Genomic DNA, 23,166 nt, shown 5'->3' with positions numbered 1-23,166 from the left:
CGCTGGGCCCCGTGACCCGGTCACGGGCCGGGCCAGGGCACCTGCGGCGAGCGGTAGTACGCGATGCCGAGCGCGTCCCAGCGCGGCCCCTGCGCCGCCAGCCGCAGCCGGTAGGACGCCCAGTCGTGCGTGGAGCGCGGGGACCAGCCGAGTTCGGCGATGCCCGCCAGCCGCGGGAACGCCATGTACTCCAGCTGCGCGCTCGTGGTGATCGTCTCCGTCCACAGCGGGGCCTCGACGCCCCTCACGGCCGAGGCGGGCGCGTCCGTCAGGTAGCCGCCGGGGTCCCAGTCGTAGGACTGCCGCACCTCGACGAGCCCCGCCCACTGCAGGCCCAGCGGCGTGTCCTTGGTGTATTTCATGTCCAGGTAGGCCCGGTCCGCGGGCGAGAGGATCAGCCCCGCGCCCGCCCGCGCCGCGGCGGCGACCTGGGCCCGCTCCGGGGCGCCGGGCCGGCCGTCCCCCCCGTCCGGCCGGAGCGCGCCCGGCGCCGGGCGCGCCCCGGCCAGCTGGTGCCAGCCGATGACGGTCTTGCCGTGCCGGGCGACGACGGGCTGCACCCGCGCCATGAAGGCCGCGTAGTCGGCCGGGCTGGTCGAGTGCGCCTCGTCGCCGCCGATGTGCAGGTAGGGGCCGGGTGTGAGCGCCGCCAGCTCCCCGATGACGTCCTCCACGAACTCGTACGTGTCCTCCTTCGCCACGCACAGCGAGCTGAAGCCGACTTCGGTGCCCGTGTAGAGGGGACGCGCGACGCCGTCGCAGTTCAGCCGGGCGTACGAGGCGAGGGCCGCGTTGGTGTGCCCGGGCATGTCGATCTCGGGCACCACGGTGAGGTAGCGGCTCGCGGCGTGGCGGACGATCTCGCGGTAGTCGTCCTTGCTGTAGGAGCCGCCCGGGCCGCCGCCCACCTGCGTGCTGCCGCCGTACGCGGCCAGCCGGGGCCACCCGCCGACGGCGATGCGCCACCCCTGGTCGTCGGAGAGGTGCAGGTGGAGGGCGTTGTACTTGTAGAGGGCGAGCTGGTCGATGTACCGCTTCACCTGCTCGACGGTGAAGAAGTGCCGGGCGACGTCGAGCATCGCGCCGCGGTAGCCGTAGCGCGGCGCGTCGGTGACGACGCCGCCCGCCACCGTCCAGGGCCCGGTCTGCCGGGAGGTGCTCTCGGCGCGGGCGGGCAGCAGCTGCCGGAGGGTCTGGACGCCGTGGAAGAGCCCGGCGCCCTCCCGCGCGGAGATGGTCACGGAGCGGGCGGTGACGGACAGCCGGTACCCCTCGGCGCCCTCCCCCGCACCGCTTTCCCCGGCGCCTTCGCCGGCGCCTTCGCCGAGCACCAGCCGAATGCCCGGCCCCTCCGCCCCCGAGTCCACGACGGGCAGCCGGTAGCCCGTCGAGGGGCGCAGCAGCCCGGCCAGGTAGCCGCCGATCCGCGCGGCCTCGCGGTTGCCGGGCGGCACCCGGACGACGGTGCGGGCCGTGATCTCGTACGGGTCCCCGCCGGGCCGCACGGACGCGGGGGCGGGCACGACGTGGCCGAGCGGGGCGGGTCCGGGCTCCGCGGCCGCGGAGGCCCTCGGGGCGGCCGTTCCGGCGGCGGCGAGCAGCAGGGCGGCGCCGGTGAGCGCCAGTCGTCCCGGTCCGAAGCTCGTGCGTCTCAAGAGGAAGTCCCTTCGGCGTACCGCTCACGGGAATTCACGCGTACGAACGACCACTTGGGTATCGCCGGCCCCGGCCCGCGTCAAGGCCCGCGGCCCGCGTCGCGAGGTCCGCGCACCTCCTGGTCCGTGCCCTCCCGAGCGTACGTGCCTGAGAGAATCACCCCATGGCTGAGATCCTCCAGAAGGACGGCACGTGGACCTTCGACGGCGAAACGATACGGATCGTCCCGGGCCGCGAGCGCGGCGTGCACCTGTTGCGCCAGACCCTCGGTGAACTGGCCGTTCCGCTGTCCGCCGTGGCGGGGATCGCCTACGAGCCGGGCCGCAAGAGCGGGCGCCTGCGGCTGCGGCTGCGCGACGGGGCGGACCCCCTGCTGCAGGTGGCGCGCGGCAGGCTGCCGGACGCCGCCGATCCGTATCAGCTGACGGTGGATTCCGACCGCGCGGGCGTCGCCGAATACGTCGTGGACGAGGTGCGCAACGCCCTCCTCCTGGACCAGGTGCCGGACGGCCCCACGGACCGCTACCTCCTGCCCGGCCCGACGCTGCCGCTGTCGGTCGGCGCCGGTGACGGCACGGTCACCTTCGACGGCGAGCGGATCCGCCTGGAGTGGAACTGGAAGACCGAGGAGGGCAAGAAGTCCGCCGGCCCCCAGTCCCTCCCCCTGGAGGACGTCCGCGCGGTGGAGTGGCTGCCCGCCGCGGGCCTGGAGAACGGCTACCTCCGCTTCACCGTCCTCCGCGAGCCGACCAAGGCCCCGCCCAAGCACGATCCCCATGCGATCGAGCTCTTCGGCTTCAAGAAGGATCCGCTGATGGCGATGGTGGGCGCGGCCGTCGTGGCCCGGCTGCCGCACCCGGCCGGCGCCGGGACGCGAGACTCCGCCCCCTCGCTCGCCAAGGCCCCGGCCGTCACCGCCGCTCCCGCCCCGGAGGAGGCTCCCGATCACGACGCCCTGCTGCGCCGGTTGCGGGAGCTCGGGGAGCTGCACCGCGCCGGGATCCTGACCGAGGACGAGTTCACGGCGGCGAAACAGGCCGTATTGAAGCGTTTCTAGGCGATTCGCGCCTCCATTCCACCCACCCCTGCCCGATTTCGGGCAGGATTCTTGCGAATGTCTCCGATACCCCTCAGTATCGACAGGTGCTCGAACGCCGTATGAATCATGACGACCTGGTGGATCACCTGGTGCGCAGCACGCCGCTTCAGCGCGGCGAGGCCGCCCGGGTGGTCCTGGACGTCCTGGCGTACTTCGACGAGACGACCGAGAGCTTCGTCCGCCGCCGCCACCGCGAGCTGCAGTCCGGCGGACTGCGCAACGCGGAGATCTTCGAGCGGATCTCGGCCGAGCTGCCGCACCGTGCGGTGGCCCCGCCGGAGCTCTCACTGCGGCAGCTGCGCCGCATCGTCTACGGCTGAGGCGGCAAGGGCCGGCGCCGCCACCGCCGCCCCGCTGCCGGGCACCACTGATCGTTTCTCTGGGAGGGTCACCACTTATGTGCGGAATCGTCGGATACATCGGCAAGCGCGACGTCGCGCCGCTGCTCCTCGAGGGGCTGCAGCGCCTGGAGTACCGCGGCTATGACTCCGCGGGCATCGCGCTGCACGCCGGCGGCAAGACCGGTGGCCTGAAGTCCGCCAAGGCCAAGGGCCGCGTGCGCGAGCTGGAGTCCCGTCTCCCCAAGCGCTTCAACGGCACCACCGGCATCGCCCACACCCGCTGGGCCACCCACGGCGCGCCGAACGACGTCAACGCCCACCCGCACCTGGACGCCGACGAGAAGGTCGCCGTCGTCCACAACGGCATCATCGACAACGCCGCCGACCTGCGCACCAGGCTGACGGCCGAGGGCTTCGTCTTCGTCTCCGACACCGACACCGAGGTCCTGGCGCACCTGATCGCCCGCTCCGAGGCCGGCACGCTGGAGGAGAAGGTCCGCGAGGCCGTCAAGCACATCGAGGGCACGTACGGCATCGCCGTCCTGCACGCCGACTTCCCGGACCGCATCGTCGTCGCCCGCAACGGCTCCCCCGTCGTGCTGGGCATAGGCGAGAAGGAGATGTTCGTCTCCTCCGACGTCGCCGCCCTGGTCTCCCACACCCGCCAGGTCGTCACCCTCGACGACGGCGAGATGGCCACCCTGCGCGCCGACGACTACCGCACGTACACCACCGAGGGCTCCTCCACCTCGGCCCAGCCGACCACCGTCGAGTGGGAGGCCGAGTCGTACGACATGGGCGGCCACGACACGTACATGCACAAGGAGATCCACGAGCAGGCCGAGGCCGTGGACCGCGCCCTGCGCGGCCGCATCGACGACCGCTTCTCCACCGTGCACCTGGGCGGCCTGAACCTGGACGCCCGCGACGCCCGCGCCGTGCGCCGCGTCAAGATCCTCGGCTGCGGCACCTCGTACCACGCCGGTCAGATCGGCGCCCAGATGATCGAGGAGCTCGCCCGCATCCCCGCGGACGCCGAGCCGGCCTCCGAGTTCCGCTACCGCAACCCGGTCGTGGACCCCGACACCCTCTACATCGCCGTCTCCCAGTCCGGTGAGACCTACGACGTGCTCGCCGCCGTCCAGGAGCTCAAGCGCAAGGGCGCCCGCGTCCTCGGCCTGGTCAACGTGGTCGGCTCCGCGATCGCCCGCGAGACCGACGGCGGCATCTACGTGCACGCCGGCCCCGAGGTCTGCGTGGTCTCCACCAAGTGCTTCACCAACATGGTGGTCTCCTTCGGCCTGCTCGCCCTGCACCTCGGCCGCACCCGCGACCTGTCGGTCGCCGACGGCAAGCGGATCATCGAGGGCCTGCGCAAGCTGCCCGGCCAGATCGAGGAGATCCTGGCGAACGAGGAGCAGATCGAGAAGCTGGCCGGCGAGTACGCCGACGCCAAGTCGATGATGTTCATCGGCCGCGTCCGGGGCTACCCGGTGGCCCGCGAGGCCTCGCTGAAGCTCAAGGAGGTCTCGTACATCCACGCCGAGGCCTACCCCGCCTCCGAGCTCAAGCACGGCCCGCTGGCCCTGATCGAGCCCGCCATGCCGACGGTCGCGATCGTCCCGGACGACGAGCTGCTGGAGAAGAACCGCGCCGCCCTGGAGGAGATCAAGGCCCGCAGCGGCCGCATCCTCGCCGTCGCGCACCAGGAGCAGGAGAAGGCCGACCACACGATCGTCGTGCCGAAGAACGAGGACGAGCTGGACGCCATCCTCATGGGCATCCCGCTGCAGCTCTTCGCCTACTACACGGCCAAGGCCATGGGCCGCGACATCGACAAGCCGCGCAACCTGGCGAAGTCCGTCACCGTCGAGTAGCAGCCCCGCGCCCGGGCCGCGGCCCGGGCCCCGCGCTCTCGTACCTGTCCGCACCTGTCCGCGACAGGTCCGAGAGGAACGGCCTTCCCGCACGTGCCACCACGCGCGCGGGAAGGCCGCTTTCCCATGCGCCGGCGTTCGCCCTCGCGCCGGCGGGGATGCCGCCGCTTCCGGGAACCGTCACCTCCCGTACGGCAGCACGCCATCGGGCGGTTCCTACCCCTCCACGCGGCGCGATCCACCCCCTACGCGCGGGTAGATTCACGGGCCGTCAAGTCCGGGGCAGGAGTCATCACCCCTGCAGGGTGAGGAAAGCGGCTACGGAATAACGACGACGGGACGCTGGGCCCGCCGGGCCAGCCGGCCCGCCACCGAGCCGAAGATCCGCCCGACCAGGCCGTGCGTCGAACCGACGACGATCGCGTCGGCCGCGTACTCCCGGCCGACCTCCTCCAGTTCGTGGCAGATGTCGCCGCCGCGCTCGACGAGGATCCACGGGACCTCCGACAGATAGTCCGCACAGGCCAGTTCCAGGCCCAGGACCTCGGTGCGGTGGTCGGGGACGTCCACGAAGACGGGCGGCTCGCAGCCCGCCCAGACGGTGGTCGGCAGCCGGTTGGCCACGTGCACGATGATCAGCCCGGAGCCGGAGCGCCGGGCCATCCCGATTGCATACGCAAGCGCTCGCTCGCTGGACGTGGAGCCGTCGAAGCCCACCACGACGCCGTGCTGGAACGCCGGATCGCAGGAATGGCGTGTTTCTTCCGCCGCTTCGGGGTGCGCCGCGTGATCGGCGACCCGCTTGCGGTCCGCAGGTTCGGAGAATTCGTGACCGGCCATCGGTATCTCGGCGAAGGGTGTCCTCGGGCGGAGGGAGATCGGCGGTTGCTCCCCCGGGGTCGGATCTTGGAGGCAAAATCCGTCCGGGATTCATCTTTTCAATCACTTACCCACCAGGGTACGGCGACACTCGCCGCCTGCCCAGGGGCCGACCGGCGGCTCGAAGCCAGGGGTCGCACGGGCGTGGCACGCGGTGCCCGCCCGGACCGCCGGTGGGTCGTAAGGCGGGCGGGCGTTCCCCGGAGCATGCACGAGGGCGGCGCGTAGCGCAATGCCCCGGCCGCGCTCCGGGCGTACTCCCGATGCGCTCGGCGCAGTGACCGAGGGCCCCGGCCGGGCGTTGTACCACCGCCAGCCCGCCGCCCCCAGGGAGCGCTCCGTGCCCGGAACCCGTGACCACGCCCGCGCCGACGCCCCGCCGCACGACTCCCCCGATCCGGTGAGCGACGTGGTCCGCTGGGCCGCCTTCAGCTGCGTGCTCGTCCCCGTGACCCTGCTGATCTGCGGCCAGTCCTTCGGCGGCGCGGCGGGCACGGCGGCCGGGCTCGTCGCCGTCACCTGTGCCTGCCGCGCCCTGCTGCGGCAGGCGGAACGCAATGCGGCGAGGACGCTGGCGGAACAGACGGTCCCGCACCGCGGGCGGCACGGCCGGACGGGTGCGGGGGCACACCGCGGAGGGCGTCACCCGGGCGGCGCGGGGCCGGTCGACTGACCGCTGCGGAGGCCGTGAGCCGGCGGCTCAGCGAGGGACAGCCGAGGGCTGTTTGACACTTTCGCACACCTGGACCCACCACTTTTCAGCCAACTTCAGTCCGAACCCCATACCTTGGCTTGAGAGGCCCCTAACAGCCGGTCGACCAGCAAGGAAAGGACCGCGGAGGGCGGTTGCACCCTACGGGGATTGGGCATGGGCGAGAGGCGTACTTTTCACCGAGGCCTGCAAGTGCAACGCTTCGTGATCGAACGCTTCGCGCCAAGTTGCCATGTCGACTTAGAGCCGAGTGGTGAACTGGTCACTGCGTCTGCATTCGACGCAGTAGATTCGATCTTGGCCATGACCGGCGGGGGAACCGTTCAGGACCGAGGGGAAACGTGCAGGACCGAGAGGACTCGACCGCCGAGGGGGGCTTAGCGCCATGAGCCAGGACTCCACGACCGTACCGGAGACCACGCGCAAGCTCTCCGGACGCCGCCGCCGGGAGATCGTCGCAGTGCTGCTATTCAGCGGCGGCCCCATCTTCGAAAGCTCCATTCCGCTCTCCGTGTTCGGCATCGACCGACAGGACGCCGGAGTCCCCCGCTACCGCTTGCTGGTGTGCGCGGGCGAAGATGTGCCATTGCGAACAACCGGCGGCCTGGAATTGACCGCACCGTACGGCCTGGAGGCGCTCTCCCGGGCCGGCACCGTCGTCGTACCGGCCTGGCGGTCGATCACCCAGCCGCCGCCCACCGCCGCACTCGACGCGCTGCGCCGCGCCCACGAGGAGGGCGCCCGCATCGTCGGGCTGTGCACCGGGGCCTTCGTACTGGCCGCGGCGGGACTGCTCGACGGCAGGCCCGCCACCACCCACTGGATGTACGCGCCCACGCTCGCCAAGCGCTATCCGTCGGTCCACGTGGACCCGCGGGAGCTCTTCGTCGACGACGGCGACGTACTGACCTCCGCGGGCACCGCGGCGGGCATCGACCTGTGCCTGCACATCGTCCGCACCGACCACGGAGCCGACGCGGCCGGGGCGCTGGCCCGCCGGCTCGTCGTCCCGCCGCGCCGCAGCGGCGGGCAGGAGCGCTACCTCGACAGGTCTTTACCGGAGGAGATCGGCGCCGACCCGCTCGCCGAGGTCGTCGCCTGGGCGCTGGAGCACCTCCACGAGCAGTTCGACGTGGAGACGCTCGCCGCCCGTGCGTACATGTCCCGCCGGACCTTCGACCGGCGGTTCCGCTCGCTCACCGGGAGCGCGCCCCTGCAGTGGCTGATCACCCAGCGGGTGCTCCAGGCACAGCGGCTGCTGGAGACCTCCGACTATTCGGTGGACGAGGTCGCCGGCCGCTGCGGGTTCCGCTCCCCGGTGGCGCTGCGCGGGCACTTCCGCCGGCAGCTGGGGTCCTCCCCCGCCGCCTACCGGGCCGCGTACCGCGCGCGCAGGCCCCAGAGCGGCTCGGCCGACCGCCCCGAGCGGGCCGAGCGCGAGGGGCGTACGGAGCGGGAGCGTACGGACCGGTTCGACCGGCCGGAGCTGGGCGAGCAGCGGACCGGGGAGCCGTCGGTGATGGCGCTCCGGCGGGCGGCCATGGCTCCGGCCCACGCCGCCTCCGGCGCGGGCGGGGTGCTCGGCGGGCCGCCGTCCGCGCACGGCGGGCACCCGGGCCACGGTCCGCACGGCGCCCATCCGGGCGTTCCGGGCGTACCGGGCGGGCATAGCGGTGGATATGGGGTGAATGCCACGGAGCCGGGCAAGCCGGAGTCGGACCTCTACACCCCACGCCTGCCCGGCCAGCGGGAACGCCCCGTAGGGTGAGGAGCATGAACGATCGCATGGTGTGGATCGACTGCGAGATGACCGGGCTCTCGCTGTCGGACGACGCGCTCATCGAGGTGGCCGCCCTGGTGACCGACTCGGAGCTGAACATCCTCGGCGACGGCGTGGACATCGTCGTCCGCCCGCCCGCCGAGGCCCTCGTCACCATGCCCGAGGTGGTGCGCCAGATGCACACGGCTTCCGGGCTGCTCGCGGAGCTGGACAAGGGCACCACCCTGGAGGACGCCGAGCAGCAGGTCCTCGCCTACGTCCGCGAGCACGTCCCGGAGCCGGGCAAGGCCCCGCTGTGCGGGAACTCGGTCGGCACCGACCGCGGTTTCCTCGCCCGGGACATGCCCGCCCTGGAGTCCCACCTGCACTACCGGATCGTCGACGTGTCGTCGGTGAAGGAGCTGGCCCGCCGCTGGTATCCGCGGGCCTACTTCTCCAGCCCCAAGAAAAACGGCAACCACCGGGCCCTCGCCGACATCCGGGAATCGATCGCCGAGCTCCGCTACTACCGCGAGGCGATCTTCGTGCCGCAGCCCGGTCCGGACTCGGACACGGCCAAGGCCATCGCGGCCAAGCACGTCCTGCCTGCTCAGGGATAGTGACGTAGCTCGCTCCCGGCTCGGCGAAAGCTGGGAGCGAGCACCCCCGAAGACCGTGTAAGCTTTTTCTCGGCCGGTGGGAAACACACCACAAGTCACCGGTCATGGTGGGTATAGCTCAGCTGGTAGAGCACCTGGTTGTGGTCCAGGATGTCGCGGGTTCGAGTCCCGTTACTCACCCTCAGGGACAAGGCCCCTGACCTGCAGAGACAGGTCAGGGGCCTTGTCATTCCCGATGCTTGGGAACCCGATGGGTACCCGGAAGCTGATCGACAGTCCTATCGTCGCTCCATGGCAAGCATCGTGGAACGCCCGAAGGCGGACGGAACGATCACCTATCAGGTTCGCTGGCGCGACGGCGGGGGTCGCACCGGCAAGGTCGAGACCGAGAACTTCGACACGCACGAGGCCGCAGATCATTTCAAAGATCTGGTAAACGCACACAAGCAGCAGTGGCCTCATGGCTGGGTCCGCGGTCAGGGCTTCGTCGAGGAGAAGGCCATCCCCGGAGACCTGCCCCTGACTGCCTGGGCCTACCGCTACGTGAAGCGGCTCACAGGGGTCGAGAAGCGGACGAAGGAGGACTACGAACGGGACGTCAGGCTTCATGTCTCCCGCTTGGTGCACACGACGGCATCCGGCCTCGTCGTGCCGGCCACTGTGTGCAATGTGACGGCGGATGACGTCCAGGACTGGGTAGCCCTCCAGGCCGACGGCGTACGGGATGCCGAGGATCCGGAGACGTGGATCACGCCCGAGGCGGATCCCAAGTCCATCAGGAACCGGCACGGCTTGCTCTTCTGCATCTTCCAGGCCGCCGTCGATGCCACTCCCCCGCTTCGCGCGAAGAACCCGTGCAGCAAGACGTCACTCCCCCGGGTGGATGACGAAGTCGAGGAGGAGATGTGCTTTCTGGAGCAGGACGAGTTCGCCCGGATCCGCGCCGAGATCAAGGACCCCGACGCTGTCGATCTCGTGGACTGGTTGGTGTCCACGGGCATGCGCTGGGGGGAGGCTACCGCGCTCCAGCGACGCGACCTACGGCTCGGAAGCGAGAAGCCGACCGTCACGGTCTCCCGGGCCTGGAAGAAGGCTCCTAAGGGCAGCGAGAGCACTCACTACCTCGGGCCGCCGAAGACCAAGAAGGCCCGTCGGACGCTGCGTCTGGCGCCGACCCAGGTCGAGCTGGTGCGGAAACGCATCGCGGGCCTGAGGGAGCAGGATTTTGTCTTCCAGACGGTCCTAGGGAATCACTGGCGGCATGCGAACTTCTACAACCGGAAGTGGCAGCCGGCGGTGCGGGCTGCGATGGACAAGGGCCTTCCAAAGCGTCCGCGGATTCATGACCTTCGTCACACGCATGTTGCTTGGTTGATCGCCAAGAAGGTCCCGTTGGCGAAGATCCAGTCCCGGCTAGGTCACGAGTCGATCTCGACGACGGTGGACCGGTACGGGCATCTACTGGAGGGCCTCGACGACGAGATCAGTGAAGTCGTCGAGGCCATGCTGGTGGTCCCGGAGCAGCCGGGGTTGCGGGTGGTGCGTGAGGCCTAGACGGAGGGAGACTGCTTGCGCTTGTCCGCTCGGGCCTTCTGGCCGCCCAAGCGGAATGCGTGGATGTTGGTGTCGGCGAGCGTTCGGGCGGCTCGGGCGGCTCGGGTGGGTGGCCGCCGAACGAGGGGCTTCGATCACTCCTGCACGGCCCCATGTCGCTGCCGCGACCTCGGCGCCGCGTGTGACGACTTCGACGCCGAGGTCGGTGGCAGCTCGACCGGAGGGATTACAAGGGGCAGGTGCCGCCTAGGTGTCCTTGCCGGGGTGAGGCGCGCAGGGGCCGTCCCACCTTTGTTCCCACAGCCCGTTGCCCACAATGTGTTCCAGTCGCTTGTTGATCTCGGAGATGGCCTCGGGGGTCATGTGGCCGCGACGCACGAGCATCACGAACTCCCCGTCCCGCTCTAGAGGCATGATCACCTCGCCGTCGGGCAGGAGATCGCTCAGCTCGAACCGTGCGCTTGCTCTCTTCCTGTCCGCTGCCTCGTCTGCCATATGTCCCCCGTAGGCATGGGCGCACCCAGACTGATCGCAGGCTGGACCAGCCCGGATGCGGGGTTCTCATCAACACGCCCCCCAGGCGGACCCTCATCGTGCCAGGTCGGACAGGATTGAACTACTGGTTCTGCGCATAAAGATCGCAGGTAAGGGCGGACTTACTCGCTCCGCGGCGAGGATTCGAAGGCGTCGAGCAGGCGAGCCAGCTGCTCGCGCTGCTTGGGGGTGTACCGCGCCACCTGTTCGACCAGTGCACGGGCCTCTCCCGAGGCGCTCCATGTGGTGTCGATGCCGAGGAACTGTGCGCCGGCGGCGTCCTGTAGGCGGCCGAACGGGAGCTCAAGTGCTTGGGCGAGCGCCTTCAGTTCAGGTACTCGGAAGGGGATGGTCGGCTGACGGTTCTCCAGGCGGTGGAGAACACCGAGCTTGATAGCTGGGATGCCGGCCGTGTCGGCGGTGCGAGCTTCGAGGGCTTTGAGGCTGAGACGGAGCTCAGCGCGCCGGTCCTTGACGAGGTCAGACAGGTCCCAGCGCTCTTCGTGCTTCGTCTCGCCCTGTTCGACCATGGTGGTCATCCTGCCATCCCGGTTCCGTTTGCATGTCAATGGTGTCCATGGTGCCTGAGTGACAGCGTTGTCGTCACTGCTGCTCAGAGCACCAAGCCATCTCGCTTGCTGAACGGATTGTCCATCCTGTGCGACACGGGGCAACAGGGCGTCCGGCTGATTTGACGCGAATACAACACGCCGTTCATTTCGATGGACAGGTCGTTCATCTCATGCCATGCTGAAGATGTTCAAGCAGATGAACGCTCCGTTTGAGGAGGTGAACATGCCTGCCCGTGACGATCTGTACCTGCTGGACGATCGCGACCTGCTCATACGCCTCATGCGGCGCACAGGATCGGGACAGCGGGTCACCGTGCGGGACCTCGCCGAACGCGCGTCCGTAGCTGTCGGCACCGTGGGAAACCTGACCAGCGGCGCACAGCAGTGGGTGACTTACCCCACCGCGCGTGCGATCAGCAACGCAATCGGCGTAGACCTGCCGATCCTGTTCGTCCGTTCTGGGCGAGCCGTGCCGGCCTCGGAGGCCGAAGCCACGCCACTTTTGAGACGGACCGCCGTATGAGCCGCCGGTACACGTACCCGGAGGCTGCGGTCGAACTCCGTGTCGAGGAGAGCTGGCTCCGCCGCCACATCCAGAAGCTGCCGCACACGAAGAAGGGGCGCGTCGTCACCTTCTCCGAGGCAGACCTCGACGCGATCGACTCGATCTTCCATCACACCCCGACGACGGGCCCCTTGGCCCCTCCGTCGCGTGCTTCAGCGGGGGCTCACCCCCTGGCTCATCTGAAGCCGCTGCCAGGCCGCCGCTCGCTGCGCTCGGCGTAAGGAAGGGGCCGCTCTTGCTTGCCGGCCGAGCGGCCCCCGCACGGATCACCTCACACCACCAGGAAGAGAGGCTCACCGTGAGCTCACAGAGTATCGAACGCCAGCCCTTGCCCTCATGGGTGCAGGGCCGGGACAACGCGAATGCCGTGCAGGTGATGCTCGACTACCTGGCGCTGCCCGCTCCGACGCTGATCGGGCGGGAGGACGCGGTCTACGTGACGGTTGCCGACATCGACGACCTCGGCCTGTGGCTGGCCAAGCGGGGCGGCGAGATCCACATCAGCCCTGCATTCGAGGGCATCGAGATGTGGACGCTCCACACGTACACCCCCGTTCGCGGGGACGGCTCGCGGGTGGCGATCCGGGTCTCCGTGCCTCTACCGACGGGTGAGCTGGTCATGGATGACATCCGTGCGGCGGTGTCCCGGTGAGCGGAGAGGCGCGCGTCCGGAAGGCGCGGGACGTGATCGTCGCGGCCTGGGAGGTCTCGCGGGATCCGCTCGCCGATGCGGCGTCGGAGGCGGCGCAGGCACTCGACGACGCCGGGCTGCTGCAGTCGCCGGAGACGGCCGCTGAGCTGGAGCGGCTGCGGCAGATGGAGCTCGGGGTCTACGTCGTGATCAGTCGGCTGGCGACCATCGTCTCAGCGCCGGCGCCCGAGGGCCTGGAGGTCTACGAGGCGCGGTACGACGGCACAGCGCTGGGGGCCCCGTACTCGAAGCTCGGGGCGGCGCAGGAGCACTGCGAGACGCATGCTCGGCGGATGCATTCCCGGTCCCGTGTCGTCTGGGCGGGGGGCGAGCTGTTGATGCGCGATGACGACGGTGCCCTCGTCTCCACGGGGCACACCGTCGAGACCGTGAAGGTCGCGTCCCACTACGACGAGCGGGGGCCGCGATGAGCCTCAACGACCGGCAGCCCGTGACGGGGCCGTTCAGGGTCTACGTCGACCAGACCGGTACGGGTGTCGAGCTGGACGTGTCGCACATGATCGGCACGCTGCTGGTGCAGCTCGCGGCGGACTTCGAGGAGGACCCCGAGGGGGTCGGCGAGATTCTCGTGGACATCGCGGCCGCGGACCGGGCGGCCAGTGGTCCGGATTCCCACGCCACGCACGAGCGGGACGCGCTGGTCGAAGGCCTGCTGGAGTCGATCGGCGGCGGCACGCTGCCGGTGTACGGACGGCAGGTGCTGCGGTTGGCGGAGCGGCTGCGGGTGCTGGGAATGCCGAAGGCCGTGCCGCATCAGCGGGACGGGGGTGCGGCCGCATGAGCGCCCGACGAGCCATTTACGAGGCACTCGTCGAAGGCCGCCGGCTGTCCGAGTTGGACGCGGTCGAGCTCGTCGACCAGCACCACGACGAGGTACTGCGCGAGGCCAGGGCGGCGACGAAGAAGCCCACCCTGGCCGATCACGCCGCGGCTGCGGACAAGCTCCGGAAGTCGCCCGGCAGGTGGCGCCTGGTGACGACGTACAAGAGCACAGCGTCGGCGCGGAACGTGTGCCGTCAGGTGCGTACCGGTGAGCTGGCGAGCTACTCGCCGGCCGGGACTTTCGAGGCCAAGTTCTCGCCGACAGGCAGCGGCGCACGCATGTATGTGCGCTTCGTTGGAGGTGCCGCGTGAGTGAGGCCGCCTTCTGTCCGCGGGTCTCGGATCTGCTGGCGTCGATCCAGAAGCAGGGCGGGGCGTGGACCACGCGCCGGGTCCTGCGCACGCACAGCGTGAACGGGCACGCCGCCCCGAACCGGGGTACGGCCCGCCGGGACCTGGACCTTCTGGTCCGTGCCGGTCACCTGGTCCGGCACTACGAGACCCCGGACCGGATCTTCTTCACCCTCAACGAGTCGAAGGACGGACGCCCGTGAGCGAGATTGTCAAGGCTGGCGGCGCGCTCGCCGTACGCCCCGACCAGACTGAATGGACCCCCGAACAAGGTGCCGTCCTCCGCCAGTCCGGCATTGACAACCAGGTCACTGCCGAGGAACTGTCCGCCTTCCTACACCTGTGCCAGCGCACCCGCCTGGACCCGTTCTCCCGGCAGATCTATCTGATCGGCCGCTACGACAAGCGTCAGCAGCGGAAGGTGTACACGCCGCAGACCAGCATCGACGGGTACCGCGTCATCGCGCACCGGGCCGCCGCCGAGGCCGGGCACGCGCTCGGCTACGAGGACACCCTGTGGTGCGCCAAGGACGGGCGATGGCGGGACGTGTGGCTGTCGGACGAGCCGCCGGCCGCTGCCAAGGTCACGGTGATCCGTAACGGCATGCGGTTCTCTGCCGTGGCCCGCTACGCCGAGTACGTGCAGACGAACCGCGACGGCAGTCCGTCGGGGTTGTGGGGCAAGATGCGGGCAACCATGACCGCGAAGTGCGCCGAGGCGCTGGCGTTGCGGATGGCGTTCCCGCACGACTTGGCTGGGGTGTACACCGCCGAGGAGATGGCGCAGGCCGACAATCCTGCCGCCGAGCGGCACTTGCGGAAGGTGCAGCCGGGCGGGGGTGACCCTTGGGCCACGCCCGGTCCGGACGCTGAGCAATCGGGAACTGCGGCAGTCAAGGGCCGCTCGCAGCCCGCGCAGGGCATTGCCGATGTCGCGGGCACGACCACTGATCAGTCGGTGGTCAAGAACCTGTACCGGCAGGCCCACAGTGAAGGGCTCCTCGCCGAGACGGTGAAGACCGCCGACCGTGAGTTGCTTGAGCTGGGCGCGTACCTGATCGCTAGGGGGCAGCAGCTCGCCGCGCCCGCGCCGTCCGGTGGCGAGACGGACATCACCGGGAACGACGACGGGGTGGTGGACGCGGAGACCGTCGGGGAGCAGCCCGCCGAGGACAAGGCCGCCGCGCAGGCGGAGGCCGAGCTGCGCACGTTCGCTGCTGAGAACGGGATCGACGACATCAACCGCGATGCCGAGGCCGCGCTCGGCATGCCGCTGGACCTCGCGCCCGCCGAGGCGATCCGCGGCCTCCTCAGCCAACTGCGCGGCGACGCCGCCTGATTCACGCGGGGCCGCCCCCGTCCGAATCGGGGGCGGCCCCGCTCAAGGAGACCACATGGACATGCGGCAACTCGCCCTGGAAGAGGCCGCGCTCAAGGCTCTTGCCGACGCGGTCGGTGACCGGCTCAAGGAGGTGAAGGCCCAGATGCAGAAGCAGCTGGAGACCAGCGGCGTATCACGTGTCGAGGCTGCGCTCCCTGACGGTACGAAGGTTGCCACCATCAGCCGCACCACCCCGAAGCCCGAGGCCATGGTCACCGACCAGGCGCTGTTTCTGCAGTGGGTGCGCAAGCACTCCCCTGCCAACGTCACCAGTCGGCTGGTCACCGAAGTCCGCCCCGCATACCAGGCCGCCCTGCTCGCTGAGATGACGGCGGCTGGCGTTGCCCAGTGGGCCGATAAGGAGACGGGCGAAGTCCACGACGTGCCGGGCGTGGAGATCCGGGCGACACGTGGCCGAACGCACAGCGTGCGGCCGACGGACGGCGGCCGTGAGGCCCTGGCGGCGGCCTGGCGGGACGGCCGGCTCGCGCACCTCGGCCTGCCGCAGATCACTGCCGGCGGCGCGTCATGACGTGGCACGCAGGCCGCCTGTGCGGTGTGGACCTGGAAACCACTGGTCGTGATCCGGAAACCGCGCGGATCGTCACGGCGTGCGTGGTCCAATGCGGCGCTGGTCGGCCGACGCAGTCCGTGACGTGGCTGTCGGACGTCGACGGCGAGGAGATCCCCACTGAGGCTGCCGAGATTCACGGGGTGACGACGGAGAGGGCCCGCGCCGAGGGCGTCGACCTGCGGCAGGTCGTTGAGGCGGTACTCGCCGCGCTCTCCCAGGTCGTGCTGTCCGGCATCCCGGTCGTGGCCATGAACGCCCGCTATGACCTGACAGTCCTGGACCGTGAGGCGCGCCGGTACGGCATGACGCCGCTCACCGATCACGTCGGCAAAGACCTGCGGGTGATCGACCCCCTCGTCCTGGACAAGCGGGCCGACCAGTACCGCAAGGGCCCGCGCAAGCTCACGGCCCTGTGCGAGCAATACAAGGTGCCACTGGACCGGGCGCACTCGGCGGATGCGGACGCGATCGCTGCGTGCCGGGTCGCGTGGCGTCAGGGCTGCTGGTACGCGCCGCTCGCCGCGATGTCGCTCGATGAGCTGCACGCGGCCCAGGTCGGGTGGGCGGCAGAGCAGGCCGCCTCCCTTCAGGAGTACTTCCGCCGTAAGGACCCGTGCGCGGTCGTCGAGGGTGCGTGGCCGCTGATCCCCTTCGAGGAGGCGTGATGATCATCAGTCGTCGTACGTACAACCGCTGGCGGGGGATGTATCGCCAGGTCCTGACCGAGCGTCTGCGGCTGCGGCGGAAGGCCAGCCGTCTGGAGAAGGAACTGGCCGATCTGCGGCGCGTCCTCGGTGAGGCCGACGCGGAGGTTAAGGGACTGGACGGTCGGCTCAAGCAGAGCCATGAGCTGCTGAAAAAGGCCCGCCAGGACCAGGGCGCGGAAGTCGCGCAGCTCCGTTCCCGTCTGGAGCGAGCGGTCGGGGCGTGTGCCCGGTACCGGGCGGAGGTGGCGGACGCCCGCCGGCCGAGGCCCGCGGCGCCGGGCGGCAGCACGCTGATGCTGTCCGAGCGGGCCCGCCGGTCCCTGGCCGAGCAGCTCGCTTCGGTGCAGGCCGCGAACGACTCCATGTGCAGGGAGCTCGCCGACCGTTCGGGAACTCTGACGGTCGAGCGTCCGGCCGGTCGTGAGCCGGGGGTGGCCTCGTGATCGCTTCCGTCATGGCGGCCGGGGTCGGACTGGGCGGGCTGACCGTCGCGGCGTGGTCGATCAACGGCCGCCTCATCACCACCACCGCGCACCTGCGCCGGAGCCGTCTCGCCCCGCAGCCGCCGTACGTGGGCTTCAGCCTGGCCGAGGTCTACGCCGTCCGGTACCTGCCGTGCCTTCCCTGCGAGCGGCCGCACATGCCGCACGAGGTCGACGTCCAGGCGCGCACCGCCCGCTGTGTGGAGTGCCGGGCCACCGGGCCGCTCGCTGCCGAGGAGGGCTCATGCTGAATGCCCTTGACTGGTGGGTGATCTTCTGGACGTGCATCGGCGTCACGTCGCTCATCGCGGCCGCGGTCATCGCCCTCGTGCTCCTGGTGTGGGGTGTCCGGGCGGTGCTCCGCCGAGTGCTGGGGTCTCGTGGCGAGCCGCGAGGGCGGCACCGTGCACCCCGCACCAGCCCGGCCGACGACGCCGAGCCTCACCCACTCGCCGGCCTCAACATGCCGGGGCCGTGTCCTGAACACGGTCAGGACATGCACCTCATCCACGCCGACGGCAGCCGTACCTGCTGGGCCTGCGATGTGTCGCCGAGGGGGCGTCAGTGACCTCCTCTGAATCTCTCGCGGTTCCCGCTCCGGCTTCGGCCGGGGCGGGCCCCCGCCCTCTCGTCATCGGCCTCGACCCGTCCCTGACGTCCTGCGGCATCGCCGGGGCCGACTGGGCCGAAGCCCTCCGCCCGAAGAATCTCACCGGCCACGCCCGCCTCGCCTGGCTGCTCGGCGAGGTGACCGACCGGGCCAAGCTCGCCGACCTGGTCGTCATCGAGGGTCCTGCGTACGGTCAGCAGCTCCAGGCTGGCCACCACGAACGCGCCGGCCTCTGGTGGATGCTTGCCCACGCCCTGTGGCGTCGGGACATCCCGTACGCCGTGGCCAACCCCCACAACAGGACCATCTTCGCTACCGGCGTCGCCAATCCCGCCCAGGACCACCCCAAGGAGAAGCGGGCCCGCATCGCCAAGGGCATGGTGCACACCTTCGTTGTCGAGCAGCTCGGCATCTGGTGCGAAGGCGTCGGCCGGTACGACGCCGCGGACGCGGCCGTCTTCGCGGCCATGGGCCTGGACTGGCTCGGGTACCCGCTGCTCGATCTTCCCCAGCAGCAGCGCCGGGCCCTCGACACCGTGCACTGGCCCGCCACTGTTCCGGTGGTGGCCTCATGAGCGACCGCCCGCACGGCTACCCCCGGTACAAGCTCGACGGCTGCCGCTGCTACACCTGCGGCTGGGCTGTTGCCCAATACAACGACGCCCGCGAGCACGCCATCCGACGCGGGCAGTGGCAGCCCTACGTAGACGCCGAGCCCGTACGGCAGCACATCCGCAACCTGCAGGAGTGCGGGCTCGGACTCCGCAACATCGCTGCGGCTGCAGGCGTCGACCGCAAGCGCCTCCAAGCAGTGCTCAACGGCCGTCCCGACCGCGGGACCCCGCCGCAGGTGCAGGTCCGCCCGGCCTTGGCGGCTGCTGTGCTCGCCGTCGAGCCGACCCTGGACAACTTCGGAGCCGCGACGCTCATCAATGCCGTCGGTACTACTCGTCGGCTTCAGGCCCTCGTGGCTGCGGGCTGGCCGCAGCACCGTCTCGCGGTTCGGCTCCGCATGACGGACACCAGCTTCGGGGCCACCATTCACCGCGACCGCGTGATCGCCCGGACCGCCCGGGCGGTGCTCTGCCTGTACGGCGAGCTCTGGCGCACGGACCCGCGCCAACTCGGCGTCGACAACCAGGCATACAGCCGGGCCCGCAACCACGCTGCCGCCCGCCGGTGGGCCCCGGTCAGCGCCTGGGACGACGACACCATCGACGACCCCGCTGCCTTCCCCGAGTGGACCGGCATGTGCGGCAAGCCCGAAGGCGCGCACATCCACCAGCGCATCGGAGTTCCTGTCTGCCAGCCCTGCCTGGAGGCCCGCCGGGGCCATTACCGGCAGCGCTACGCCGAGAAGAAGGCCCTCGCCACTGTGGAGGTACAGGGATGACCGCCTCCCTCTACGCCCCCGACACCCTTCCTCGGCCGCCCGAGTGGCAGGACCGAGCAGCCTGCCGGGGAGTGGACCCGCGCGTCTTCTACCCGGACACCGAGACCCCCGAGGCCATCCAGGATGGCCGGCGATTCTGCGTCTTCTCCCAGTGCCCGGTCATCACGGAGTGCCTGTTCGCCGCGCTCGACGCGGAAGGAAGCGCGCCCCCGAAGTACCGGCACGGAGTGTGGGGTGGCACCGGCCCTCGGGACCGCTACCGGCTGCACCTGCAAGAACGCAGGGACCGGAAGGACGCCGAGAAGGACGCGGCGTGAGCGGCATATGGCCGCCGGCCACGCTCCCGGGGCTCCACATCGACATGGGCGACTACACCCGCCCGTGGAACCCAGGACGCGGCTCCTGGCTCCGCCTCCCCACCGCCGACTATCTGTGCGGCGGCTGCGGATGGACCACCCATGCGAGCGCGGCCGGCGTGCTGACCATCACCGACACGATCCTCTCCCACCAGTGCCCCACCGATTCGAAGGGCTCGACCTCATGAAGCGCACGACCGCACCCGCGGCCGTCCTGCTCCTCCTCACGGCCACGCTCACCGCGTGCGGCAACGCCCCCGACGACTGCGACGCCGCAGCGCCCATGGCCTACGTGGCCGCTCCCGAGCGTCCCTCCGGCCACGGGTCGAAGGGCGGCAGCAGTCACAGCTCCTCGAAGTCCAAGCCGGCCAAGACGAAGGCCAAGTCCAGCAAGCCGAAGAAGCCCAAGCACCACAGCCACCACGACAGCGACATCTGCGAGGACGACGACTGATGACCGACAACACCACCTACCGCATGAACCGGGGCGCCCTCGTGGACGCCGTCGCCGCCAGGACGGGCTTCAGCCGCGCACAGGTTGACGCCGTCATCAGCGAGACCTTCGACACCATCGCCCGCACGGTAACCGCGGGCAGCCCCGTGATGCTCAGCAACTTCGGCACCTGGACGCCGAAGAAGATGCCGCCGCGTTCGGCCCGCAACCTGCAGACCGGTGGCAGCGTGCCGGTCCCCGCCCGTCAGGTAGTGCGCTTCAAGGCCTCTCCGCGTCTTCGAGCCACCGTTCGGGCCGCCGACCCGGCCGCGGCTACGGCCCGGAAGCGGCCGAAGTCCCGTTGATCGGCCCCCGGGGCGGGGCGACCACGTACCCCCGCCTCGGGAGCACCAGCCCGGGTCGCGCAATTGGCAGACGCAACCGGCTTAAAACCGGTCAAGTGCGAGTTCGAGTCTCGCTCCGGGCGCCCCCATCCACCAGAAGCACCACGGCAGATCAGGAGCACCACATGACCGAGATCAGCCTCCCCGAATTCCTTCAGGCCACGCCGGAGGGCGATGACAGGGCCGATGCCGGCGCGGCCGCGGAGAATCCGCTGCTGATGACGGCGCTGGCCGCGGCTGTGCCTCTTCACATGATGAAACTGAGACGGCTTAGCTCTCCGCAGCTCGCCGCCATCGGACGTCAGTGCGCGGAGATCATCACTTCTCAAGGCGATGTTCTCCAACACGGCGGCAAGGGGTGCGCTGCAGCGTTCAACGCGCTGGCCCGCGCGCTCGCCGCCCTGGCGCTCACAGCGGACGGCGGAGTGACGTTCGCCGGTGCCCACTGGTGCCGGTACGCCGGCTGCCGAGACCTGTATGGAGATCACCGCCCCCGCTACACCAACCTCGCTCTGCCGGACCTGCCTGAAGAGGACACCGCCCGGCAAGCGACGGCGTCCCGTCCGCGCAGCTCTCAGGCGGGAGCGGCGTGATGCAGCAGCCGAAGCCAATGACGGCCATCGAGGACCTCCGCGAGTTCCTGCGCTTCGCCGTGCCCCTGCGGGCAGCCGCGCTCCTCGCCGAGTACCCGCCGCACGAGCTGGAGAGTGTCCTGCCTGCCCTCGCCCAGCGGTGGTACGGCAATGCCGGGGACACGCTCCAGTACCGGTCCGACGTCCCTGAGGTCCGGCGCACGGCGATCCAGACCGCATCGGACCTTACGACCGGAGTAGCCGCTGCCGCGCTCCTGGCCGGCCCGGACGGGATCACCGTCTTCGGCGATCACTACGGCCCGTCCGGCTCCGGGAAGCCTCAACCATCCCCGAAGATGCCGCAGCAGAAGACCACTCTCGCCGACCTTTCGCGCTACGAGGAGGCGGCATGAGCGACGTCGTCCTCCATGGCTACACCCTCGCCGATCTCCACCGGCTCGCGGCATCTGCCGTACGCGCCGACCGGACCCTCGCCTCCAACGCCCACCTGCGCTACGACATCGCCTGGTCCGCCATCGCCGAGGCACTCGCCGCGGCCGACGAGCCGCCGTCCCCACAAGACCTGGTCCGTACCGGCTGGCAGGCGATCTACGCCGACGTCCGGCAGGGCTGGCAGCTTTACGGCGTGGCCCGCGACTCCGGCGGGCGCGCCGTCGGCAGCGCGCCGCGTTTCGTCACGTACTGGCGCCACATACACGAGTCGCCTGTGGAGGAGCGGCTGATCGAACGGATCGCGGTCCATCAGATCCTGGACACGCTGCCGGCTGTCTACCGGGATGCGGTCTTCGCCCTGGCCGCCCACGGCACCCTGCAGGAAGCCGCGCGGGCTCTCGGCATCAGCGACGTGGCAATGAAAGGCCGCATCGCGACCGCCAAACGACGGTTCGCCACTCGCTGGTACGCCCCGGAAGCGCCGCCCAGGCTTCGTATCGATCGCCGGGTCGGTTCGTACACCGCCGTGCTGGCCACGCACTGTGCCCACGGACACGAGCTCACGCTGGAGAACACCCGGTGGGACCGCGGTCGGCGCGGCAAGGTGCGCCGCTGCCGGGCTTGCGAACGCATCCGCTCTGCAGAGCGCCGCGCGCGTCAGCACCCCGACCTTCCAGCGGAAGCCGCCTAGCGGGATGCCCGCAGCCATCGTTCCTGCCCCACGGCCACGTTGAAAGGGGATACGAGTGAACATCGAACACTTCACCACCGCCGAATTCGACATCGAAGTGCTGCCCCGTAACGGATCCTTCGTAGTCCTCGCCCCCGGCCTCGCCCGGGGCCTGGCCTACAAGGACGCCCGAGACATGCTCCGCTCGATCCCCGACGACGAGAAAGGGTCCGCACTGGTGCGGACCCCCGGCGGCAACCAGCAGGTTTGGCATCTCACAGAGCCGGGCTTCTACCGCGTGATCGGCCAGCGCAAGACGGGCCGCATCAGGAACGACGCGATCCGCAAGCAGATCGAGCGCTTCCAGCGATGGGTCTTCCACGACGTCCTGCCGTCCTTGCGCAAACACGGCCACTACGCCCCGCCGGTCCCCGGCAACCTCGGCGAGCCGGTCGTCCTCACATGGGAGAAGGCCGCGGCTCACCTCCGGCAGCGCTACGGCCTACCGGTCGACGACGCCGTCGTCCTGCGCGAGCGGCTGACCGACGCCGGAGTCCTGAAGCTGACCGGGACGCCGCGCAAGGAGTTCCGAGACCTCTTCTGGCCGGTCGGCAGCCGCTTCGACATCCACGCCCACGCGCTGCCGATCCTGGCCGGCCGCCTCACGCAGGTGCTCTACGAACTGGCCGCGGCGCAGGCTGGTGTACAGACGGCGCTGGAGCTGGACGCGATCGGCCGGGCCGCGCTGGAAGGCGGTCAGCGATGACCAGGTCGTACCTGACCGGCGCCGCCCGAAGGGCTGAGGCTGAGCGTCTGGCGCCCCTGTACCGGGACGGGGCGAAGATCCGGGAGATCGCCGCGGCGACTGGTTGGTCTTACGGCGGGGCGCGGAAGCTTCTCCTGCTCGCCGGAGTGACGCTGCGGCAGCGTGGCGGCGAGCCCCGGCCGATGCCGGCTCCGGGCTCCTCGGGTGGCGCGCGGTGACCTCGCGCCCGGGCGGCGGCGGGGCGGTCCGTACGGACTGCCCTCGCTGCGGCCTGCCGGTGTGGCAGCAGTTGGTCGGCCGACGCGCTGGCCT

The 23,166-nt window shown here is 70.3% G+C and carries 35 protein-coding genes and 2 tRNA genes; 33 read left to right on the top strand and 4 right to left on the bottom strand.

Features of this window, described 5'->3' with window-relative positions:
* Positions 1-20: 20 nt before the first annotated feature.
* Positions 21-1,655 (bottom strand): beta-N-acetylhexosaminidase, encoded by a 1,635-nt coding sequence (locus ACOTKD_RS28645; RefSeq protein WP_424891872.1) that lies wholly within the window; start codon positions 1,653-1,655, stop codon positions 21-23.
* A 164-nt stretch (positions 1,656-1,819) separates the two neighbouring features.
* Here ACOTKD_RS28645 and ACOTKD_RS28640 point away from each other — a divergent pair, with 164 nt between their 5' ends.
* From ACOTKD_RS28640 to glmS, 3 genes are all read left to right on the top strand, one after another.
* Positions 1,820-2,713 (top strand): DUF4429 domain-containing protein, encoded by an 894-nt coding sequence (locus tag ACOTKD_RS28640; protein ID WP_424891871.1) that lies wholly within the window; start codon positions 1,820-1,822, stop codon positions 2,711-2,713.
* Positions 2,714-2,799: 86 nt separating this feature from the next.
* The gene (locus ACOTKD_RS28635; RefSeq protein WP_030369764.1) at positions 2,800-3,075 is read left to right on the top strand and encodes a hypothetical protein; all 276 of its coding nucleotides are present in this window, start codon (positions 2,800-2,802) and stop codon (positions 3,073-3,075) included.
* Positions 3,076-3,152: 77 nt separating this feature from the next.
* Positions 3,153-4,973 (top strand): glutamine--fructose-6-phosphate transaminase (isomerizing), encoded by a 1,821-nt coding sequence (gene glmS / locus ACOTKD_RS28630; protein WP_424891870.1) that lies wholly within the window; start codon positions 3,153-3,155, stop codon positions 4,971-4,973.
* A 318-nt stretch (positions 4,974-5,291) separates the two neighbouring features.
* On the opposite strand, the gene ACOTKD_RS28625 is transcribed toward glmS, so the two are convergent.
* Positions 5,292-5,813, bottom strand: a complete 522-nt coding sequence (locus ACOTKD_RS28625; RefSeq protein ID WP_030369762.1) for a universal stress protein — start codon at positions 5,811-5,813, stop codon at positions 5,292-5,294.
* A gap of 379 nt (positions 5,814-6,192) precedes the next feature.
* Here ACOTKD_RS28625 and ACOTKD_RS28620 point away from each other — a divergent pair, with 379 nt between their 5' ends.
* The 5 genes from ACOTKD_RS28620 (at position 6,193) to ACOTKD_RS28600 (ending at position 10,497) form a co-directional block, all read left to right on the top strand.
* Positions 6,193-6,525 (top strand): hypothetical protein, encoded by a 333-nt coding sequence (locus ACOTKD_RS28620; RefSeq protein WP_424891869.1) that lies wholly within the window; start codon positions 6,193-6,195, stop codon positions 6,523-6,525.
* Positions 6,526-6,949: 424 nt separating this feature from the next.
* Positions 6,950-8,332, top strand: coding sequence for a helix-turn-helix domain-containing protein (locus tag ACOTKD_RS28615; protein WP_424891868.1), 1,383 nt, complete (start codon positions 6,950-6,952; stop codon positions 8,330-8,332).
* A gap of 5 nt (positions 8,333-8,337) precedes the next feature.
* A complete protein-coding gene (orn, locus tag ACOTKD_RS28610) occupies positions 8,338-8,943 on the top strand; it encodes an oligoribonuclease (protein WP_424891867.1) in 606 nt (201 codons plus the stop codon).
* Between the two features lie 107 nt (positions 8,944-9,050).
* Positions 9,051-9,123: transfer RNA gene (locus ACOTKD_RS28605), tRNA-His, on the top strand.
* Positions 9,124-9,234: 111 nt separating this feature from the next.
* The gene (locus tag ACOTKD_RS28600; RefSeq protein ID WP_424891866.1) at positions 9,235-10,497 is read left to right on the top strand and encodes a tyrosine-type recombinase/integrase; all 1,263 of its coding nucleotides are present in this window, start codon (positions 9,235-9,237) and stop codon (positions 10,495-10,497) included.
* A gap of 246 nt (positions 10,498-10,743) precedes the next feature.
* Here the strand turns inward: ACOTKD_RS28600 and ACOTKD_RS28595 are convergent, their stop codons facing one another.
* The gene (locus ACOTKD_RS28595; RefSeq protein ID WP_424891865.1) at positions 10,744-10,992 is read right to left on the bottom strand and encodes a hypothetical protein; all 249 of its coding nucleotides are present in this window, start codon (positions 10,990-10,992) and stop codon (positions 10,744-10,746) included.
* A 161-nt stretch (positions 10,993-11,153) separates the two neighbouring features.
* Positions 11,154-11,570: an XRE family transcriptional regulator gene (locus tag ACOTKD_RS28590; RefSeq protein ID WP_424891864.1), complete on the bottom strand. Its 417-nt coding sequence runs from the start codon at positions 11,568-11,570 to the stop codon at positions 11,154-11,156.
* Between the two features lie 208 nt (positions 11,571-11,778).
* Between ACOTKD_RS28590 and ACOTKD_RS28585 the strand changes: the two genes are divergently transcribed.
* From ACOTKD_RS28585 to ACOTKD_RS28465, 25 genes are all read left to right on the top strand, one after another.
* Positions 11,779-12,126: a hypothetical protein gene (locus tag ACOTKD_RS28585; protein ID WP_424891863.1), complete on the top strand. Its 348-nt coding sequence runs from the start codon at positions 11,779-11,781 to the stop codon at positions 12,124-12,126.
* A complete protein-coding gene (locus ACOTKD_RS28580) occupies positions 12,123-12,389 on the top strand; it encodes a helix-turn-helix domain-containing protein (RefSeq protein ID WP_424891862.1) in 267 nt (88 codons plus the stop codon). The genes ACOTKD_RS28585 and ACOTKD_RS28580 overlap by 4 nt, the downstream gene beginning before the upstream one ends.
* Before the next feature lie 77 nt (positions 12,390-12,466).
* On the top strand, positions 12,467-12,820 hold the full coding sequence (locus ACOTKD_RS28575) for a hypothetical protein (RefSeq protein ID WP_424891861.1): 354 nt from the start codon (positions 12,467-12,469) through the stop codon (positions 12,818-12,820).
* Positions 12,817-13,290, top strand: a complete 474-nt coding sequence (locus ACOTKD_RS28570) for a hypothetical protein (RefSeq protein ID WP_424891860.1) — start codon at positions 12,817-12,819, stop codon at positions 13,288-13,290. The genes ACOTKD_RS28575 and ACOTKD_RS28570 overlap by 4 nt, the downstream gene beginning before the upstream one ends.
* Entirely contained in the window at positions 13,287-13,661 is a 375-nt protein-coding gene (locus ACOTKD_RS28565; RefSeq protein WP_424891859.1) for a hypothetical protein, read from the top strand. Before ACOTKD_RS28570 ends, ACOTKD_RS28565 begins: the two co-directional genes overlap by 4 nt.
* Entirely contained in the window at positions 13,658-14,014 is a 357-nt protein-coding gene (locus tag ACOTKD_RS28560; RefSeq protein WP_424891858.1) for a hypothetical protein, read from the top strand. Before ACOTKD_RS28565 ends, ACOTKD_RS28560 begins: the two co-directional genes overlap by 4 nt.
* Positions 14,011-14,256 carry a hypothetical protein gene (locus ACOTKD_RS28555; protein ID WP_424891857.1) on the top strand — a complete coding sequence of 82 codons (246 nt, stop codon included), beginning with the start codon at positions 14,011-14,013 and terminating at the stop codon, positions 14,254-14,256. The genes ACOTKD_RS28560 and ACOTKD_RS28555 overlap by 4 nt, the downstream gene beginning before the upstream one ends.
* Positions 14,253-15,392, top strand: a complete 1,140-nt coding sequence (gene bet / locus ACOTKD_RS28550) for a phage recombination protein Bet (protein ID WP_424891856.1) — start codon at positions 14,253-14,255, stop codon at positions 15,390-15,392. The genes ACOTKD_RS28555 and bet overlap by 4 nt, the downstream gene beginning before the upstream one ends.
* Before the next feature lie 55 nt (positions 15,393-15,447).
* Entirely contained in the window at positions 15,448-15,966 is a 519-nt protein-coding gene (locus tag ACOTKD_RS28545) for a hypothetical protein (RefSeq protein ID WP_424891855.1), read from the top strand.
* Positions 15,963-16,673: a 3'-5' exonuclease gene (locus ACOTKD_RS28540; RefSeq protein WP_424891854.1), complete on the top strand. Its 711-nt coding sequence runs from the start codon at positions 15,963-15,965 to the stop codon at positions 16,671-16,673. Before ACOTKD_RS28545 ends, ACOTKD_RS28540 begins: the two co-directional genes overlap by 4 nt.
* Positions 16,673-17,158 carry a hypothetical protein gene (locus ACOTKD_RS28535; RefSeq protein WP_424891853.1) on the top strand — a complete coding sequence of 162 codons (486 nt, stop codon included), beginning with the start codon at positions 16,673-16,675 and terminating at the stop codon, positions 17,156-17,158. The genes ACOTKD_RS28540 and ACOTKD_RS28535 overlap by 1 nt, the downstream gene beginning before the upstream one ends.
* Positions 17,155-17,448 carry a hypothetical protein gene (locus ACOTKD_RS28530; protein ID WP_424891852.1) on the top strand — a complete coding sequence of 98 codons (294 nt, stop codon included), beginning with the start codon at positions 17,155-17,157 and terminating at the stop codon, positions 17,446-17,448. The genes ACOTKD_RS28535 and ACOTKD_RS28530 overlap by 4 nt, the downstream gene beginning before the upstream one ends.
* Complete coding sequence (locus ACOTKD_RS28525; RefSeq protein WP_424891851.1) at positions 17,442-17,765, top strand: hypothetical protein; 324 nt, start codon at positions 17,442-17,444, stop codon at positions 17,763-17,765. Before ACOTKD_RS28530 ends, ACOTKD_RS28525 begins: the two co-directional genes overlap by 7 nt.
* Positions 17,762-18,382, top strand: coding sequence for a hypothetical protein (locus ACOTKD_RS28520; protein WP_424891850.1), 621 nt, complete (start codon positions 17,762-17,764; stop codon positions 18,380-18,382). Before ACOTKD_RS28525 ends, ACOTKD_RS28520 begins: the two co-directional genes overlap by 4 nt.
* A complete protein-coding gene (locus ACOTKD_RS28515) occupies positions 18,379-19,200 on the top strand; it encodes a hypothetical protein (protein WP_424891849.1) in 822 nt (273 codons plus the stop codon). The genes ACOTKD_RS28520 and ACOTKD_RS28515 overlap by 4 nt, the downstream gene beginning before the upstream one ends.
* Complete coding sequence (locus ACOTKD_RS28510; protein WP_424891848.1) at positions 19,197-19,517, top strand: WhiB family transcriptional regulator; 321 nt, start codon at positions 19,197-19,199, stop codon at positions 19,515-19,517. Before ACOTKD_RS28515 ends, ACOTKD_RS28510 begins: the two co-directional genes overlap by 4 nt.
* Complete coding sequence (locus ACOTKD_RS28505) at positions 19,514-19,744, top strand: hypothetical protein (protein WP_424891847.1); 231 nt, start codon at positions 19,514-19,516, stop codon at positions 19,742-19,744. The genes ACOTKD_RS28510 and ACOTKD_RS28505 overlap by 4 nt, the downstream gene beginning before the upstream one ends.
* Positions 19,741-20,010 carry a hypothetical protein gene (locus ACOTKD_RS28500; protein ID WP_424891846.1) on the top strand — a complete coding sequence of 90 codons (270 nt, stop codon included), beginning with the start codon at positions 19,741-19,743 and terminating at the stop codon, positions 20,008-20,010. The genes ACOTKD_RS28505 and ACOTKD_RS28500 overlap by 4 nt, the downstream gene beginning before the upstream one ends.
* Entirely contained in the window at positions 20,010-20,354 is a 345-nt protein-coding gene (locus ACOTKD_RS28495) for an HU family DNA-binding protein (protein WP_424891845.1), read from the top strand. Before ACOTKD_RS28500 ends, ACOTKD_RS28495 begins: the two co-directional genes overlap by 1 nt.
* A gap of 48 nt (positions 20,355-20,402) precedes the next feature.
* A tRNA-Leu gene (locus ACOTKD_RS28490) sits at positions 20,403-20,476 on the top strand.
* Between the two features lie 42 nt (positions 20,477-20,518).
* Positions 20,519-20,986, top strand: a complete 468-nt coding sequence (locus ACOTKD_RS28485) for a hypothetical protein (RefSeq protein WP_424891844.1) — start codon at positions 20,519-20,521, stop codon at positions 20,984-20,986.
* Positions 20,986-21,378 carry a hypothetical protein gene (locus ACOTKD_RS28480; RefSeq protein ID WP_424891843.1) on the top strand — a complete coding sequence of 131 codons (393 nt, stop codon included), beginning with the start codon at positions 20,986-20,988 and terminating at the stop codon, positions 21,376-21,378. The genes ACOTKD_RS28485 and ACOTKD_RS28480 overlap by 1 nt, the downstream gene beginning before the upstream one ends.
* Positions 21,375-22,109, top strand: coding sequence for a hypothetical protein (locus tag ACOTKD_RS28475; RefSeq protein ID WP_424891842.1), 735 nt, complete (start codon positions 21,375-21,377; stop codon positions 22,107-22,109). Before ACOTKD_RS28480 ends, ACOTKD_RS28475 begins: the two co-directional genes overlap by 4 nt.
* A 55-nt stretch (positions 22,110-22,164) precedes the next feature.
* Positions 22,165-22,854 carry a BRO-N domain-containing protein gene (locus ACOTKD_RS28470; RefSeq protein ID WP_424891841.1) on the top strand — a complete coding sequence of 230 codons (690 nt, stop codon included), beginning with the start codon at positions 22,165-22,167 and terminating at the stop codon, positions 22,852-22,854.
* On the top strand, positions 22,851-23,072 hold the full coding sequence (locus tag ACOTKD_RS28465; RefSeq protein ID WP_424891840.1) for a helix-turn-helix domain-containing protein: 222 nt from the start codon (positions 22,851-22,853) through the stop codon (positions 23,070-23,072). Before ACOTKD_RS28470 ends, ACOTKD_RS28465 begins: the two co-directional genes overlap by 4 nt.
* Positions 23,073-23,166: the final 94 nt, after the last annotated feature.

Source organism: Streptomyces sp. XH2 (assembly GCF_049725035.1).
Taxonomy (GTDB): Bacteria; Actinomycetota; Actinomycetes; order Streptomycetales; family Streptomycetaceae; genus Streptomyces; species Streptomyces roseoverticillatus.
This window is presented reverse-complemented; position numbering and strand designations above follow the sequence as displayed.